Annotated in this window: 12 protein-coding genes; 9 read left to right on the forward strand and 3 right to left on the reverse strand. The window is 67.6% G+C overall.

Going from position 1 to position 14,880, the window contains the following annotated elements; translation table 11 throughout:
* Positions 1 to 111: 111 nt before the first annotated feature.
* A complete protein-coding gene (locus ACWCP8_RS21945; protein WP_352268231.1) occupies positions 112 to 459 on the reverse strand; it encodes a MazG-like family protein in 348 nt (115 codons plus the stop codon).
* A 51-nt stretch (positions 460 to 510) separates the two neighbouring features.
* Positions 511 to 948: a cytidine deaminase gene (locus ACWCP8_RS21950; RefSeq protein ID WP_451117579.1), complete on the reverse strand. Its 438-nt coding sequence runs from the start codon at positions 946 to 948 to the stop codon at positions 511 to 513.
* Positions 949 to 1,521: 573 nt separating this feature from the next.
* Between ACWCP8_RS21950 and ACWCP8_RS21955 the strand changes: the two genes are divergently transcribed.
* The gene (locus tag ACWCP8_RS21955; protein ID WP_352268234.1) at positions 1,522 to 1,761 is read left to right on the forward strand and encodes a hypothetical protein; all 240 of its coding nucleotides are present in this window, start codon (positions 1,522 to 1,524) and stop codon (positions 1,759 to 1,761) included.
* Positions 1,762 to 2,035: 274 nt separating this feature from the next.
* Here ACWCP8_RS21955 and yicI read toward each other — a convergent pair whose 3' ends face one another.
* Positions 2,036 to 4,291: an alpha-xylosidase gene (yicI, locus tag ACWCP8_RS21960; protein ID WP_451117580.1), complete on the reverse strand. Its 2,256-nt coding sequence runs from the start codon at positions 4,289 to 4,291 to the stop codon at positions 2,036 to 2,038.
* Between the two features lie 612 nt (positions 4,292 to 4,903).
* On the opposite strand from yicI, the gene xylA reads away from it, so the two are divergent.
* From xylA to ACWCP8_RS22000, 8 genes are all read left to right on the forward strand, one after another.
* Positions 4,904 to 6,073, forward strand: coding sequence for a xylose isomerase (gene xylA, locus ACWCP8_RS21965; RefSeq protein WP_451117582.1), 1,170 nt, complete (start codon positions 4,904 to 4,906; stop codon positions 6,071 to 6,073).
* A gap of 150 nt (positions 6,074 to 6,223) precedes the next feature.
* Positions 6,224 to 7,486, forward strand: coding sequence for a sugar ABC transporter substrate-binding protein (locus ACWCP8_RS21970; protein WP_451117584.1), 1,263 nt, complete (start codon positions 6,224 to 6,226; stop codon positions 7,484 to 7,486).
* Positions 7,487 to 7,497: 11 nt separating this feature from the next.
* On the forward strand, positions 7,498 to 8,445 hold the full coding sequence (locus tag ACWCP8_RS21975; RefSeq protein WP_352269501.1) for a carbohydrate ABC transporter permease: 948 nt from the start codon (positions 7,498 to 7,500) through the stop codon (positions 8,443 to 8,445).
* 5 nt (positions 8,446 to 8,450) lie between these two features.
* Positions 8,451 to 9,308: a carbohydrate ABC transporter permease gene (locus tag ACWCP8_RS21980; RefSeq protein WP_352269499.1), complete on the forward strand. Its 858-nt coding sequence runs from the start codon at positions 8,451 to 8,453 to the stop codon at positions 9,306 to 9,308.
* A gap of 8 nt (positions 9,309 to 9,316) precedes the next feature.
* Positions 9,317 to 10,696, forward strand: a complete 1,380-nt coding sequence (locus tag ACWCP8_RS21985; RefSeq protein WP_451117587.1) for a GH1 family beta-glucosidase — start codon at positions 9,317 to 9,319, stop codon at positions 10,694 to 10,696.
* Between the two features lie 374 nt (positions 10,697 to 11,070).
* Positions 11,071 to 12,564 carry a hypothetical protein gene (locus ACWCP8_RS21990; RefSeq protein ID WP_451117589.1) on the forward strand — a complete coding sequence of 498 codons (1,494 nt, stop codon included), beginning with the start codon at positions 11,071 to 11,073 and terminating at the stop codon, positions 12,562 to 12,564.
* 217 nt (positions 12,565 to 12,781) lie between these two features.
* Entirely contained in the window at positions 12,782 to 14,491 is a 1,710-nt protein-coding gene (ctaD, locus tag ACWCP8_RS21995; protein WP_451117591.1) for an aa3-type cytochrome oxidase subunit I, read from the forward strand.
* Positions 14,488 to 14,877: a cytochrome c oxidase subunit 4 gene (locus ACWCP8_RS22000; protein WP_352269495.1), complete on the forward strand. Its 390-nt coding sequence runs from the start codon at positions 14,488 to 14,490 to the stop codon at positions 14,875 to 14,877. The genes ctaD and ACWCP8_RS22000 overlap by 4 nt, the downstream gene beginning before the upstream one ends.
* Positions 14,878 to 14,880 lie beyond the last annotated feature (3 nt).

Below are 14,880 nucleotides of genomic sequence, written 5' to 3' on the forward strand. Positions count from 1 at the left end.
GCAGATGTGCGTGAAGAGGGCTCGGAAAGGAGCCGGGCCCTCATCTGTGCACGTCACCGACCAGTCGCCCTCCCCTGGAGGGTGTGGTCGGCCGGTGTCACCCACGTCCTCTCACGACACGTCGGATCCAGTCCCACCACTCGGAGGCAGCACACGATCCACCAGGTGTTGCAGCCGCTCGTCCAGGAGCTTGCGCGCGTCAGGCGTGCACGACGCGAGCGCGACCATGCCTGTCACGATGACGTCGCACAGCTCCTTGTTGACGTCGTCCCACGTATGGGACGCCCCCTTGCGAGGGTTGGCGCCCATCACGCCGTGCAACGCCTCGGCCACCTCACCGAACTCCTCGCCGATCTTGAGTACGCGCAGCAGCCGCACATCGCTGTCCGATACCTGAACGGCGTTCTCGTCCAGCCAGGTCCGTAGCTGCTCCACACGATTCCATGCTTCGTCCTGCATCGGTTCCCCTCGGATCGTACGTACACGTTTGCCCTGCAACCGGCTGGGGTGTCAGCTCGTGCCGAAGGATGCGCTTCCCTCTGTGTCGAGCTGGTGGTCCGCCCAGATGTAGCTCTCGGGAAGCAGGTCGGTGATGGAGGTGGTGCTGAGGCCGGTGCTTGTACCGACGATGACCTTGAGGGCTGGGAAGTAGTCGACAAGGACCTGGCGGCAGCGGCCGCACGGGGGCACGACGCCTCGGTCGCGGTCGCCCACGGCGACGATCGTGTCCAGGTCGTAGACGCCCTGGGTGGCAGCCGTGCCGATGAGGACCAGCTCCGCGCAGGGGCCTCCGGTGAAGTGGTAGGCGTTCACTGCGGTGACGATCCGGCCGTCTCCGGCGCGGGCCGCAGCCGCCATCGTGTGGTTGTCGCCGCGGCAGCGTGTGCCGGCGACGTGAGCCGCAGCCCGGATCAGTTCATGGTCGACACAGTCTGTCCGTGTGGTCATCTTCTCTGCCTTCAGGTGGTGTCAGGCGACGTCGGCCCGGGTGTCGATGGTGCGGAGGTGGGCACCAGCACGCTGATGTCCCCCGGCACAGGAAGCCCACTGGCCCACGGCCGACGGGCACTCAGGCATGGAGACCTCAGTGCCCTGGTTCTCATGTGCCGGCCACGTGGCCGACCCGAGGGCGCATCAGAGGGAATTACCGGGTCTACGACAACCAGGCCACAAACATGCAGGTCGTCATCCTGCCAGCTCAACAGCCGGCCGCATACGCGGTCTTCGGAACTGGGGCCGGCCAACCATGCGACCGTCACCCGATATACCCTTCCCCTCCATTCGAAGACGACCGGAGGGCCTGTGCACACCGCGCTTGTCCTGCTGCGGAGCGCGCTCGACCCAGGTGGCGCTCCGACCGCCATTGGGGAACTGGGCGCCATGCCTCAGGACCGGGCTGAAGCCGCGGGTCATCGCTGCGGTGGCGGCTATGCCCCTGGCCGCGCTGCTCGCCGCATGGACGGGTCCGACTGACACACGTGCGTAGGACAACATCGGCGTCCAGTGACGGGGTGGCGTGCCATGAACAGAAGACCGGGCGTGCGCATCTGGTATGGGCTCTGGCTCATCCTGACCTTGTTCACAAGCCTGCGGGCGGCCTTGTGGTCGCACCTCGAAGGTCATGAAAACCTGCAGGTATTGGTGGTCGGTCTGGCTGTTGTGCTGGCCTACCTCTGCGGATTCGCACTGGGGCGCCGACCGGCCAAAGATCAACAAGGTTCGCCCCGCGACAACAACCCTGATGAGCTTCCCCCGGATTGACCTATCGGGCGCGCTCTGCCACGCCTGACGTATCGCGCTTCGGCCCGGCCGCACCGACTGTGCGGTCGGTGCGGCTGCGTGGTCCCGGCCCTCCCTCCCGGCCTCGGACTCCTCTGCCTTGCGACCCGGGGCACAGACAGGAGTCCCGGGCTTTCACGGGTCGGCACGGCCCGCGCGCTCCTCGAGCGGGCGGCCCCGGCCCTCGCCGTGTGCGCCGGGTTCGATCCGGCTCCCCGCACGGTCGAGGGCCGGACCGGCCCGTCGGACGGCGGCGTCAGGCCTTCACGACCTTCAGGCCGCTCTCGCCCACGACCGTCACCTCGTACGGCCGGTCCGTGTCCGCCGTGACACGGACGATGTTGCCCTCGCGGACCACCTGGTACGTCGCGGCGGGCGCGCCCGTGAGATCGGGGACTGTGACCGTGCGGGTGAAGTCGCCGATCCCCTCGGGGGCGTGGACCCGCAGCTCCAGGTTGTTCAGCCAGTCGCCGTCGGGCCGGGAGGTGTCCGCGCCCAGGGCCAGGACCGCGCCCGGACGGACCAGCAGCGGGAGACTGTCGAAGCCGTGGATCTCGTGGCGCCAGGCCGGGCCGGTGACGGTCTCACCGGAAAGCAGGTGGGTCCAGGTGCCTTCCGGGACGTAGTACTCGACCTGGCCACCCTCGCTGAAGACCGGGGCCACCAGGAGGTCCGGGCCCAGCAGATACTGGCGGTCCACCGTGCGGGTCGCCGGGTCGTCGGGGAATTCCAGGAGCATGGGGCGCATCGTCGGGACACCGGTGCGATGGGCCTCGACGGCTGCCCCGTACAGGTACGGCATGAGGCGGTGCTTCAGCTCGGTGAACTGCTTGGCGACCTCGACCGCCTCGTCGCCGAACTCCCACGGCACCCGGTAGGACGAGGAACCGTGCAGTCGGCTGTGCGAGGAGAGCAGGCCGAAGGCGAGCCAGCGCTTGAAGACGGCCGGGTCGGGGGTGCCCTCGAAGCCGCCGATGTCGTGGCTCCAGAAGCCGAAGCCGGACAGGGAAAGTGAGAGTCCACCGCGCAGGGACTCGGCCATCGCGCCGAAGGAGGACCAGCAGTCGCCGCCCCAGTGGACGGGGAACTGCTGGCCGCCGGCGGTGGCCGAGCGGGCGAAGAGGACCGCGTCGCCCTGGCCGCGTTCCTTCTCCAGGAGTTCGAAGACGGCCTTGTTGTAGAGGTGCGTGTAGTAGTTGTGCATCCGCTCCGGGTCGGAGCTGTCGTGCCAGACGACGTCGGTGGGGATGCGCTCGCCGAAGTCGGTCTTGAAGCCGTCGACACCCTGGTCGAGGAGGACCTTCAGCTTGCTCTGGAACCAGGCGGTCGCCTCGGGGTTGGTGAAGTCCACCAGCGCCATGCCGGCCTGCCAGCGGTCCCACTGCCAGACATCTCCCCCGGGCGTGTGCACGAAGTAGCCCTTCGCCGCGCCCTCCGCGTACAGGGGGCTCTTCTGCGCGATGTAGGGGTTGATCCACACGCAGATCTTCAACCCCTTCGCCTTGAGCCGGGCGAGCATGCCGACCGGATCGGGGAAGGTCTCCGGGTCCCATTCGAAGTCGCACCACCGGTACTCGCGCATCCAGAAGCAGTCGAAGTGGAACACCGACAGCGGGATGCCGCGCTCGGCCATGCCGTCCACGAAGGAGGTGACGGTCGCCTCGTCGTAGGAGGTGGTGAACGAAGTGGTCAGCCAGAGGCCGAACGACCAGGCCGGGGGCAGGGCCGGACGGCCGGTGAGTGCGGTGTAGCGGGTGAGGACGTCCTTGGGGCTGGGGCCTGCGACGACGAAGTACTCCAGCGTCTGGTCCTCGACACTGAACTGCACCTGACCGACGGCCTCGGAGCCGACCTCGAAGGAGACCTTGCCGGGATGGTTGACGAAGACGCCGTAGCCGCGCGAGGAGAGATAGAACGGGATGTTCTTGTACGCCTGCTCGCTGCTGGTCCCTCCGTCCGCCTGCCACATGTCGACGACCTGGCCGTTCTTGACGTACGGAGTGAAGCGCTCGCCCAGGCCGTGGACGGTTTCGCCGACTCCGAGGGCGAGCTGGGCGAACATGTGGTGGCCGCCGTCCTGGACGGTGGCGAAGGCGGTGCCCTTGTGTCCGGCGGAGGTCAGCAGGTGGCCGTCCGCATCCAGGAATTCCAGGCCGAAGGTGCCCTCAGTGGGCAGCCGCAGGGTGAGGGGACCGCTGGTCAGTTCGGCGGCCCGCCCATCCGTACGGGTGGTGGCGGCAGCCACCTCGGTCGCGCCCGGCAGGGCGAAGTCGGGCCCGGGGTGCCGCTTGCCCGCGAGGTGGGTGACGCGCACACCGATGACGCCTTCGGCGGCCGCGTACGCCTCCACTGTGATCAGGGGCGCATTGAGGGTGTCACCGCGCCGTTCGACGCGCTTGACGGCGGCGTAGGCGGTGAGGCGGTCGGCGCCGAGTTGGAGGTCGCGGATTTCGGTGGCGTACGAGGCGTGCACACCGTCTCGCATCTGCCAGAAGCCGTCGGTGAACTTCATGGGGGTCTTCCTTAGCCGGTCAGGAGTGCGTGTTCAGAAGTGACGGGGTGGCGTGGTCGAGGGCGGAGGTCACTCCGTGCCAGGTGGCCGTGGACCGCGGTGCGGCGGGCAGTCCGCGGCCCCGGCCGGTGCCCGACGCGATGGCCGGGGCAATCGGGTGACGGGATCGCTCTCGCGGGCGCCGCAGCGACCGGTCACGGTGTGCGAGGCTCGGCCTACCGCAGGCAGCCGGCCGGTCGTCGCGTCGACGACCGCGGCCTTGGTGGACCGGGCTGAGATGTCCACTCCGAGGGCGGCCGATACCGGTGCGGTGGCCGCTTTCGTGGCTGGTCGCGGCGGCATGACGTACCTCGTTCCTATGAATCCCGATTTTGATCGTACACAAAACAAATCTTTTGTCGAAGCGCTTCGACAATGTGCCGACACGCTTCCGACCCGCCCCGATCGGGCAGAGGACCCCCCTGGGCGACCGTCAGAGTGTCTGTATGTGACGTGTGTGTCACATGGATGCTCTAGAAACAAACGTCAAGATGCCGTATTAGTACTGCCAGCCAACAAATCGATCGGCCGGCAGAGCAGCCGCCCGAGCCCTTGTCGACAAGAGGCAGACCAATGTCGAAGCGCTTCACCCCCTCCTCCGCGGACAAGTTCACCTTCGGTCTCTGGACCGTCGGCTGGCGCGGCAACGACCCCTTCGGTGACGCCACCCGTCCCGCGCTCGACCCGGTCGAGTCCGTCGAGCGACTGGCGGAGCTCGGTGCGCACGGCGTGACCTTCCACGACGACGACCTGATCCCGTTCGGCTCCTCGGACAGCGAGCGGGCCGCGATCATCACGCGTTTCAAGGACGCTCTGGACCGCACCGGTCTGAAGGTCCCGATGGCGACGACGAACCTGTTCACCCACCCGGTGTTCAAGGACGGCGGCTTCACCTCCAACGACCGCGACGTGCGCCGCTACGCGCTGCGCAAGGTCATCCGCAACATCGACCTCGCCGTCGAGCTCGGCGCCGAGACCTACGTGGCCTGGGGCGGCCGCGAGGGCGCCGAATCCGGTGGCGCGAAGGACGTGCGGGTCGCGCTGGACCGGATGAAGGAGGCCTTCGACCTGCTCGGCGAGTACGTCGTCGAACAGGACTACGACCTGCGGTTCGCGATCGAGCCGAAGCCCAACGAGCCGCGCGGCGACATCCTGCTGCCCACCGTCGGCCACGCCCTGGCGTTCATCGAGCGCCTGGAGCGCCCGCAGATGTACGGCGTGAACCCCGAGGTCGGCCACGAGCAGATGGCCGGACCGAACTTCCCGCACGGCATCGCCCAGGCCCTGTGGGCCGGCAAGCTCTACCACATCGACCTCAACGGCCAGTCCGGCATCAAGTACGACCAGGACCTCCGCTTCGGCGCCGGCGACCTGCGCCAGGCCTTCTGGCTCGTCGACCTCCTGGAGACCTCCGACTACAACGGCCCGCGCCACTTCGACTTCAAGCCGGTGCGCACCGACGGCATCGACGGAGTCTGGGAGTCCGCGAAGAACTGCATGCGCAACTACCTGATCCTCAAGGAGCGCGCCCTCGCCTTCCGCGCCGACCCCGCCGTGCAGGAGGCACTGACCGCCTCCCGCCTCGACGAACTCGCACAGCCCACCGCCGAGGACGGCCTCAAGAGCCTGCTCGCCGACACCTCCGCGTTCGAGGAGTTCGACGTCACGGCCGCCGCCGAACGCTCGATGGCCTTCGAAGCCCTCGACCAGCTCGCCATGGAACACCTCCTCGGCGTCCGCTGAGTCCTCCGGGGCGTCCGGCGACGGACCGCCGCCGGACACCCCCGCCTCGCCCGGTACGGACCTGCCGATCCGTACCGGGGCGTATGAATCTCCTGGTCGGGACAGAGAGGTCCCGCCGGGCCGGCACCCCTCTCATGCAAGGGCACGCACGTGACACCATCTTCTCTGGACGGCCTGCGCCATCGGCGCCGTCGTCGAAATCGGCGGGTCATCGTCCCGCTCACCGTTGTCTCCGCGATCGTCGCCGGCACAGCCCTCTCGGGATGTGGCCAGCAGCGGGACGGCAATGTGTACACCGTCCTGAACTCCTCGACCGACGACTCGTACCACAGCTGGGACGCCGCCACCCTGTCGCGCTGCAGCAAGAAGCTCGGCGTCACCATCGAGCAGCAGAGCGTTCCGGCCGCTCAGGTCATGACGAAGTCGCTGCGGATGGCCTCCTCGAAGTCGCTCCCGGACATCATCCAGTTCGACGGCTCCGAGATGCCGACGTTCGCCGAGACCGGCGGGCTGAAGGACCTCAAGAAACTGGGCGTCTCCACCGCCGACATACCCCAGGGCATCTTCGACTACGGCTCGTACAAGGGCACTTATTACGGCGCGGCGCGCACGGTGAACACCCTCGCGCTGTTCTACAACAAGGACATCCTGAACAAGGCCGGCCTGGAAGTGCCCACCACCTGGGCCGAGATGCAGGAAAGCGCGAAGAAGCTCACCCGGGGCAACCGGTACGGCATCGCCCTGAGTGCGGGCGGCGCGGAGGACGGCGTCTATCAGTTCACGCCGTTCATGTGGTCCAACGGCGGAAGCGAGACCGACCTCGGCAGCAAGCAGGTCGTCGAGGCGCTGGACTACTGGAAGGCGCTGCTCAAGGACGGCTCGCTGTCCAAGTCCACGGTCAACTGGACCCAGGCGGACGTCAACGACCAGTTCATGGCCGGCAACGCCGCCATGATGATCAACGGTCCCTGGCAGGTCGAGACGCTCAACACCAGGAAGGGGCTCAACTGGGGCATCGCGCAGATCCCCGTTCCCGAGGCCGGCGACGACTCGGTCGGTCCGCTGGGCGGCGGCATGCTGACCATCCCCGACATCGGTGACACCGTCCGGGAGAAGACCTCCGCCCGCATCATCAACTGCATGGCCAGCGAGCAGGAAGAGATCACCTACGCGCTGAACAGCTGGATGATCCCGGCCAACCAGAAGGCCGCCGACACCTGGCGCAAGAAGGTTCCCGAGCTGAGCTCGCTGGCCGACCAGGTGGCCACCGCCCGGTCGCGCACCGCCAAGCTCGGCGCGGGCTGGTCCTCGGTGTCGCTCGCTCTGCAGAGCGCCTTCCAGGCCGCTCTCACCGGCCAGTCCAGCGAGAGCGTCCTCAAGCACGCACAGCAGCGTGTCGAGAGCGGGAACTGAGGTAACTGAACATGTCGACCACCACTGCTCCCGCGCCCGTCGCGCCGATCGCCACGAGCACGAAGACTCCTGACCCGCTGAGGGCCAAGCGCCGCAGGAAACTCGCCCAGTGGGGCTTCCTCGCCCCCGCGGTCGTCTTCATGCTGCTGTTCTTCGGCTACCCGCTCGTCCGCAACGTCGTGATGAGCTTCCAGGACTACTCGCCGTCCACCTTCTTCACCGGTAAGGCCCCGTTCAACGGGTTCGACAACTGGAAGAACGTCTTCCAGAACGACCTGTTCGGCAAGGCTCTCCGGCAGACCATCCTCTTCACCATCGGTTCACTGATCGGCCAGTTCTGCATCGGCCTGGCGCTGGCGGTGTTCTTCACCAAGCGGTTCCCGCTCAACGGCGTGCTCCGCTCGCTGATCCTGCTGCCGTGGCTGGTCCCGATGGTCGTCTCCGGCATCGTCTGGCGGCGCATCCTCGACCAGGACACCGGTGTCCTCAACTCCTTCCTCGGCATCTTCGGCGTCGGTGACACCCCGTGGCTGACCAGCACGAGCATGGCCCTGGTCTCCGTCGTCCTGGTCAACATCTGGATCGGCATCCCGTTCAACATGGTGATCCTCTACGGCGGACTCCAAGAGGTCCCCAAGGAGCTGCACGAGGCCGCCGCGCTCGACGGCGCCTCCGCCTGGCGGACCTTCCGGTCCATCACCCTGCCGCTGCTCAAGCCCGTCATCACCGTGGTCCTGGTGCTCGGCTTCATGTCGACCGTCAAGATCCTCGACCTGATCCTGGCCCTCACCGACGGCGGACCCGCCGACTCCACGCAGACCCTGGGCACCCTGACGTACCAGAACTCCTTTGTCTCGCTGGACTTCGGAGCCGGTGCTGTGGTCGGCAACATTCTGATCCTCATATCCGCCGTCTTCGCGGTGTTCTACCTGCGGGCCAACCGCAACGAGGGGAAGTGACCGGCATGGCGACCATCACCCACACCCCCGCTGTCCCGTCGCAGGCCGGCCGGAACAGGCCGAAGCGCCGCTGGGGCTCCATGATCGCGGGCCTCGTCATCCTCTGCGTGATGCTCTTCCCGCTCTACTGGATGATCAACACCGCTCTGCAGCCCGAGTCCGGGCTGCTGGAAGTGGACGCGATCCCGCACAGTCTGGACCTGTCCGGCTTCAGCTCGGCCATCGGCGAGCAGGGCACCAATCTGCTGACCTCGCTGGCCGTCGCACTCGGCGCCGTCGCCATCTGTCTGGCCATCTCCGCGCCCGCCGCCTACGCGCTTGCCCAGTTCGAGCTGCCGGGCACCAAGGTGATCGTCTTCGGCACGCTCATCACCCAGATGGTCCCCGGCATCGTCATCGCCAACGCCCTCTACAGCGCGTACGTGGACCTCGGGCTGGTCAACTCGTACTTCGGCCTGATGCTGGCGGACGCCTCGCTGGGCATCCCGTTCTCGATCGTGCTGATGCGCTCGTTCATGGTGGCCATCCCGCGCGAGGTCATCGAGGCCGCCGAGGTCGACGGTGCGGGACGGTTCCGTACCTTCGTCCAGGTCGTGCTGCCGATGAGCCGCAACTCGCTGATCACCGCCGGTCTGTTCTCGTTCCTGTACGCGTGGAGCGACTTCATGTTCGCCCTCACGCTGAACACCACCGACGACGTCAAGCCGATCACTCTGGGCATCTACCAGTACATCGGCGCCCACGTCGGTGACTGGGGTTCGGTCATGGCCGCGGCCGTGCTGTCCGCGATCCCCGCGGCGATCCTGCTCGTCCTCGCCCAGAAGTACATCGCTGCCGGTATCTCCGGTGGCTCCGTCAAGTAAGGTCCGTGATGAGTGAGTTCCCCGCCTTCCCGCCCGGATTCGTCTTCGGCGCGGCAACGGCTTCGTACCAGATCGAGGGCGCCGCGCAGGAGGACGGCCGCGGCCCCTCCATCTGGGACACCTACAGTCACACGCCCGGTAAGACGGACGGCGGCGACACAGGTGACGTGGCCTGCGACCACTACCACCGCTACCCCGAGGACATCGCGCTCCTTCGCGACCTGGGCGTGGAGTCGTACCGCTTCTCCATCGCCTGGCCGCGGATCCAGCCCGACGGCAGCGGGCCGGCCAACCAGAAGGGCCTGGACTTCTACTCCCGGCTCGTCGACCAACTGCTCGAAGCGGGCATCGAACCGGCCGCCACCCTCTACCACTGGGACCTGCCCCAGGCACTGGAGGACCGAGGCGGCTGGCGAGTGCGGGAGACCGCGGAGCGGTTCGGCGAGTACACGTCGATCGTCGCCGAGCACCTCGGCGACCGGGTGCCGCGCTGGATCACGCTCAACGAGCCGTGGTGCAGCGCCTTCCTCGGCTACTCCGTGGGCCGGCACGCGCCGGGTGCCAAGGAGGGCACCGGGGCGCTGGCCGCCGCGCATCATCTGCTCGTCGGTCACGGCCTGGCAATGAAGGCGCTGCGCGCCGCGGGTGTCCGCGAGGCGGGAATCACGCTCAACCTGGACCGCAACGTCCCGGCCACCGAATCGGACGCCGACCTCGCCGCCGTCGTCCGCGCCGACACCCAGCACAACCGGGTGTGGACCGAGCCGATCCTCGCGGGCCGCTACCCGGCGACCGATGAGGAGACCTGGGGCGAGCTGATCACCGCGCAGGACTACCGCCGTGAGGGTGACCTGGAGCTGATCTCCCAGCCCCTGGACTTCCTGGGCATCAACTACTACCGGCCCATCGTGGTCGCCACCGCCCCCTACCGCGAGGCCGACCCGGCACTGCGGGTAGCCACGGACAACCGGTACACCGAGACGGAGTACCCGGGCGTCCGGCGCACAGCGATGGGCTGGCCGGTCGTCCCCGAGTCCTTCACCGATCTGCTGACCGCGCTGAAGCGGACGTACGGTGACGCCCTGCCGCCGGTGCACATCACCGAGAACGGCTCCGCCGAGTTCGACACCGTCGGCCCGGACGGTGCCGTCCACGACACCGAACGGGTGACCTACCTGCAGAGTCACCTGACCGCCCTGAAGGCGGCGATGGACGCCGGTGTCGACGTACGCGGCTACTACGTCTGGTCGCTGCTGGACAACTTCGAGTGGGCGCTGGGCTATGCGAAGCGGTTCGGAATCATCCGGGTCGACTACGACACCCAGGAGCGGACCCCGAAGGACAGCTACCGCTGGTATCAGCAGCTGATCGCCGCGCACCGGTCGTAAACGATGTCCTCGATCGTCGGACGGGCCTGAATCCGGCCTGTCCGGCGATCGAGTGCGCGTGCACCACCCGGGCGGTGAGCCGGGCGTCCGAAGGCGCACCGCGCCACGGCATCAGCCTTCGGAACATCCCGCCCAGGACGACCGCCTCCGGGTCGAACAGGTTCACCGCCCCGGAGCGCACGAGACCCATCTCGTCGCCCGCCGGCCGGCCCCGTGATCGCTGGGTGAGCCGCCTGCTGTTCGCCGCTCCTCCACCGCACGCCCGGCACGGCGTGTGCTCCACATGGCCGATCAACGTTGGTCAGTTGCGCCCGGCACTCGCAGAGTTGCGCAGAGAGCCCGGCCCGCTGTCCGTTGCCGTGGAGGACTGATCCATGCCCGACCGACTGGCCGTCGGCCCGCGAGTGGCGCAGATGCGGCTCTCCGGTGCCGACAACACCTACGGCCGCCCGTTTCCCTGGCTGGCGGTCGTCGCCGCCGCCTTCACTTTCGTCCAGCTGGTGCTGGTGGTGCCCGGCTCGGGACTCGGCTGGGACGAGACCGTCTACGTCAGCCAGGTCAGCCGGGATGTTCCGGCCGCGTTCTTCAGTGCGCCCCGGGCTCGGGGAATTTCGTATCTGGTCGCGCCCGTGGCCGCGCTGACCTCCTCCACGGCCGCGCTGCACGTGTATCTGGCGCTGTGCTCCGGATTCGGGCTCTTCGTCGCCCTGTGGGTCTGGCGTCGCCTTCTGCCACCCCCGGTTCTCGCCGGGGCGGGCGCGATGTTCGCCGGGCTATGGATCACCCTGTACTACGGCCCGATGGCGATGCCCAACCTGTGGTGCGCCCTGGGGTCGCTGGCCGCCGTGGGCTGCTTCCTACGAGCCGTCAGGGAGACGGCCGACGGCAAGGCGCTCGTCGGCCTCGGCGCCGGTGTGGTTCTGGTCGCCCTCATGCGGCCCTCGGACGCCTGCTACCTGGTTCTGCCTCTGGCCGTGGCAGCCGTGGCGGTCCCGAGCTGGCGATGCCTGGCCGTGCCCGCCGTGCTCGTGGCCGCCCTTCTCCTCGGCTCGGCACCGTGGATCATCGAAGCCCAGCTGCACTACGGCGGCGTGGCCGCCCGGTTGCACCGCGCCAGCGAGATTCAGGGCGGCCTGGGCCGGCATCTCGCCGTCGACGATCAGATTCGCGCCTTGGACGGGCGGACTCTGTGCCGCCCGTGCGATGTGCCCTGGAATCACCCGGTCACCGCGGCGTGGTGGTTCGCGCTGCCGCTGCTCACGGCGGGCGGCATCGTCGCCGCCGGCCCGCGCCGCCCTGCCGCCGTCCTCGCGACCTTGGTCGCGGCGTCCATGGCGACGCCCTACCTGTTCATGATCGACTACGCTGCCCCCCGGTTCCTGCTTCCCACCTACGCTCTGCTGGCGCTTCCCGTCGCCGAGTGCCTGCGCGGTCTGTTCACCTCCGCCCGCCCCGGGTGGCGGCCGACGGTCGCCGTGCTGCTCGCGTACGCCCTGGCCAGTCACCTCGCCGTCCAGTACTGGGTACTCGGCCATGTCGTCGCCCGCAGCCGCGTGGCGCGGCAGGAGTACACGGCGATCGCCGACCGGCTGCACCATCTGGGGGTACGCCCACCCTGTGTGGTCACCGGTTTCGACGCGGTGCCGATCGGCTACTACGCCGGCTGCGCGTCGCGACAGATCGGCGGCCACGACGGGAGCATCACCGCCGACGGCCTGCGCGCGGCAGCCCGTCGCACACCTGTCGCGGTGATCGTGGCTCCCGGGCACAAGTCACCCGCCTACGCCCGCGCCTGGCGCCCCGAATCCCTGCCACCGCTGCACGGGAGCAAGGACTTCGCCGTCTTTGTGGCGTCCCCCGAACAATGAGTCCCGGCGGCGCCGGATGAGCGGACTGAGGCCGCCATCGATCAGTTGCGCGTGCCGCATCGGTCCTGGCCCGGTCCACGAGATCCATTGCGGCATCCGGGGGCTCCGAGCGGGTGCACCGGTGATCCGGTGAAATTCGAGGGTGACACCGCCAGTCGTACGGCCGTCCTCGCCGGCAGGCTCCACCATCGAGTCAACCGGGAGGGACGGAGAACCGATGGCGCAGGACCTGCAGGAAGCCGCGCCGGCCGAGCCGGTGGCCGACAAGCGCATCAGTGCCGGTGTGAGACTCATGGGGTGGCTGACGACCACGGACCACAAGGTCATCGGCAATCTCTACATGGTCACCGCGTTCGGGTTCTTCCTGCTGGGCGGGGTACTGGCCATGCTCATGCGAGCGGAGCTGGCCCGGCCAGGACTTCAGATTGTCAGCGCGGAACAGTACAACCAGCTGTTCACGATCCACGGCACCGTCATGATGCTGCTGTTCGCCACGCCGATGTTCGGCGGCTTCGCGAACGCCATCATGCCGCTGCAGATCGGTGCACCCGACGTCGCCTTCCCTCGCCTGAACGCGCTCACCTACTGGCTCTTCCTCTTCGGCGGAATCATTGTGGTGTCCGGATTCGTGGTGCCCGGCGGCGCGGCACATTTCGGCTGGTTCGCCTACGCTCCGCTGAACAGTGCCGTCTTCTCGCCCGGCGCCGGCGGAGACCTCTGGACCATGGGCCTGGTGCTGTCGGGGATCAGCACGACCCTGGCGTCAGTCAATTTCATCACTACGATCGTCTGTCTGCGCGCCCCCGGTATGACCATGTTCCGGATGCCGATCTTCACCTGGAACGTTCTGTTCACCTCGATCCTCGCGCTGCTCGCGTTTCCGGTGCTCGCTGCCACGCTGCTCGCCCTCGAAGCCGACCGAAAGTTCGGGGCGCATGTCTTCGACTCCGCCAACGGCGGGGCACTGCTGTGGCAGCACTTGTTCTGGTTCTTCGGCCATCCCGAGGTCTACATTGTCGCGTTGCCCTTCTTCGGAGTGGTGAGCGAGATCATTCCCGCGTTCAGCCGGAAGCCGATGTTCGGGTATTTCGGAATGGTCATGGCCACGATCAGCATCACCATGCTCTCGGCGGTTGTCTGGGCCCATCACATGTTCGCCACGGGAGCCGTTCTCCTACCGTTCTTCTCCGCCATGTCGTTCATCATCGCCGTGCCCACCGGTGTCAAGTTCTTCAACTGGATCGGCACCATGTGGCACGGCAGCATCACGTTCGAGACACCCATGCTCTGGGCGATCGGCTTCCTCGTGACATTTCTCCTCGGCGGCCTCAGCGGGGTGCTGATCGCCTCGCCCCCGCTGGACTTCCACCTCACCGATTCATATTTCATCGTCGCCCACCTCCATTACGTGCTCTTCGGCACAGTGGTCTTCGCGATGTTCGGCGGTTTCTACTTCTGGTGGCCCAAGTTCACCGGACGCATGCTGGATGAACGCATCGGACGTATCCATTTCTGGACCTTGTTCGTCGGCTTTCAGTTGACCTTCCTGGTCCAGCACTGGCTGGGGGAGGCCGGAATGCCCCGCCGTTACGCCGACTATCTCGCAGCGGACGGCTTCACCGTGCTCAATACGATCTCGTCCGTCGGCTCCTTTGTGCTCGGTCTGTCGACACTGCCGTTCCTGTACAACGTGTGGCACACCAGCCGTTACGCACCGAAGGTCGAAATGGACGACCCGTGGGGGTTCGGCCGTTCCCTGGAGTGGGCGACCTCCTGTCCACCCCCGAGGCACAATTTCCGGGCTCTGCCCCGCGTACGTTCCGACTCACCGGCCTTCGACCTGCACCACCCACTGAAGGAGAAGTCGGGCCTCGGCCGAAGCGGGTCCCACTCCATTCCGGGCGCCGAGGAGGAGTCGGGCGGATGAAGACCGAGGCCGTTCTCTTCGCCGGAGTCGCGGGGTTCTTTCTCGTGACCGATGTTCTCTACGCCGTGTGGTCCCGGGATCCGACAGGGACGGCGGCACTTACCGTCTCGTTCCTCATGGCGCTGCTGGTCACGTTCTTCTTCGCCACCAACTACCGGAGGAAGGGGCTTCGCCCCGAGGACCGCGCGGACGGGCAGATCCATGAGCGGTCCGGTCCGGTGGACTTCTTTTCCCCGCACAGCATCTGGCCGTCGCTGACGGCCACGGGGGTGGCCCTGCTCGCTCTCGGTGTGGTGTTCGGTCTGTGGCTCTTCCTGATCGGCCTGGGCGTGGTCCTGGCGGGGGTGTTCGGAATGGTCTTCCAGTACGCGCGTGTGCAGGGCTGAGGA

Source organism: Streptomyces sp. NPDC002206 (genome assembly GCF_053593595.1).

Coding starts and splice junctions, on each gene's coding strand:
- ACWCP8_RS21955 (WP_352268234.1), top strand. CDS start 1,522: ATGAACAGAAGACCGGGCGTGCGCATCTGGTATGGGCTCTGGCTCATC.
- ctaD (WP_451117591.1), top strand. CDS start 12,782: ATGGCGCAGGACCTGCAGGAAGCCGCGCCGGCCGAGCCGGTGGCCGAC.
- ACWCP8_RS22000 (WP_352269495.1), top strand. CDS start 14,488: ATGAAGACCGAGGCCGTTCTCTTCGCCGGAGTCGCGGGGTTCTTTCTC.
- ACWCP8_RS21985 (WP_451117587.1), top strand. CDS start 9,317: ATGAGTGAGTTCCCCGCCTTCCCGCCCGGATTCGTCTTCGGCGCGGCA.
- ACWCP8_RS21945 (WP_352268231.1), bottom strand. CDS start 459: ATGCAGGACGAAGCATGGAATCGTGTGGAGCAGCTACGGACCTGGCTG.
- ACWCP8_RS21990 (WP_451117589.1), top strand. CDS start 11,071: ATGCCCGACCGACTGGCCGTCGGCCCGCGAGTGGCGCAGATGCGGCTC.
- yicI (WP_451117580.1), bottom strand. CDS start 4,291: ATGAAGTTCACCGACGGCTTCTGGCAGATGCGAGACGGTGTGCACGCC.
- ACWCP8_RS21980 (WP_352269499.1), top strand. CDS start 8,451: ATGGCGACCATCACCCACACCCCCGCTGTCCCGTCGCAGGCCGGCCGG.
- ACWCP8_RS21975 (WP_352269501.1), top strand. CDS start 7,498: ATGTCGACCACCACTGCTCCCGCGCCCGTCGCGCCGATCGCCACGAGC.
- xylA (WP_451117582.1), top strand. CDS start 4,904: ATGTCGAAGCGCTTCACCCCCTCCTCCGCGGACAAGTTCACCTTCGGT.
- ACWCP8_RS21950 (WP_451117579.1), bottom strand. CDS start 948: ATGACCACACGGACAGACTGTGTCGACCATGAACTGATCCGGGCTGCG.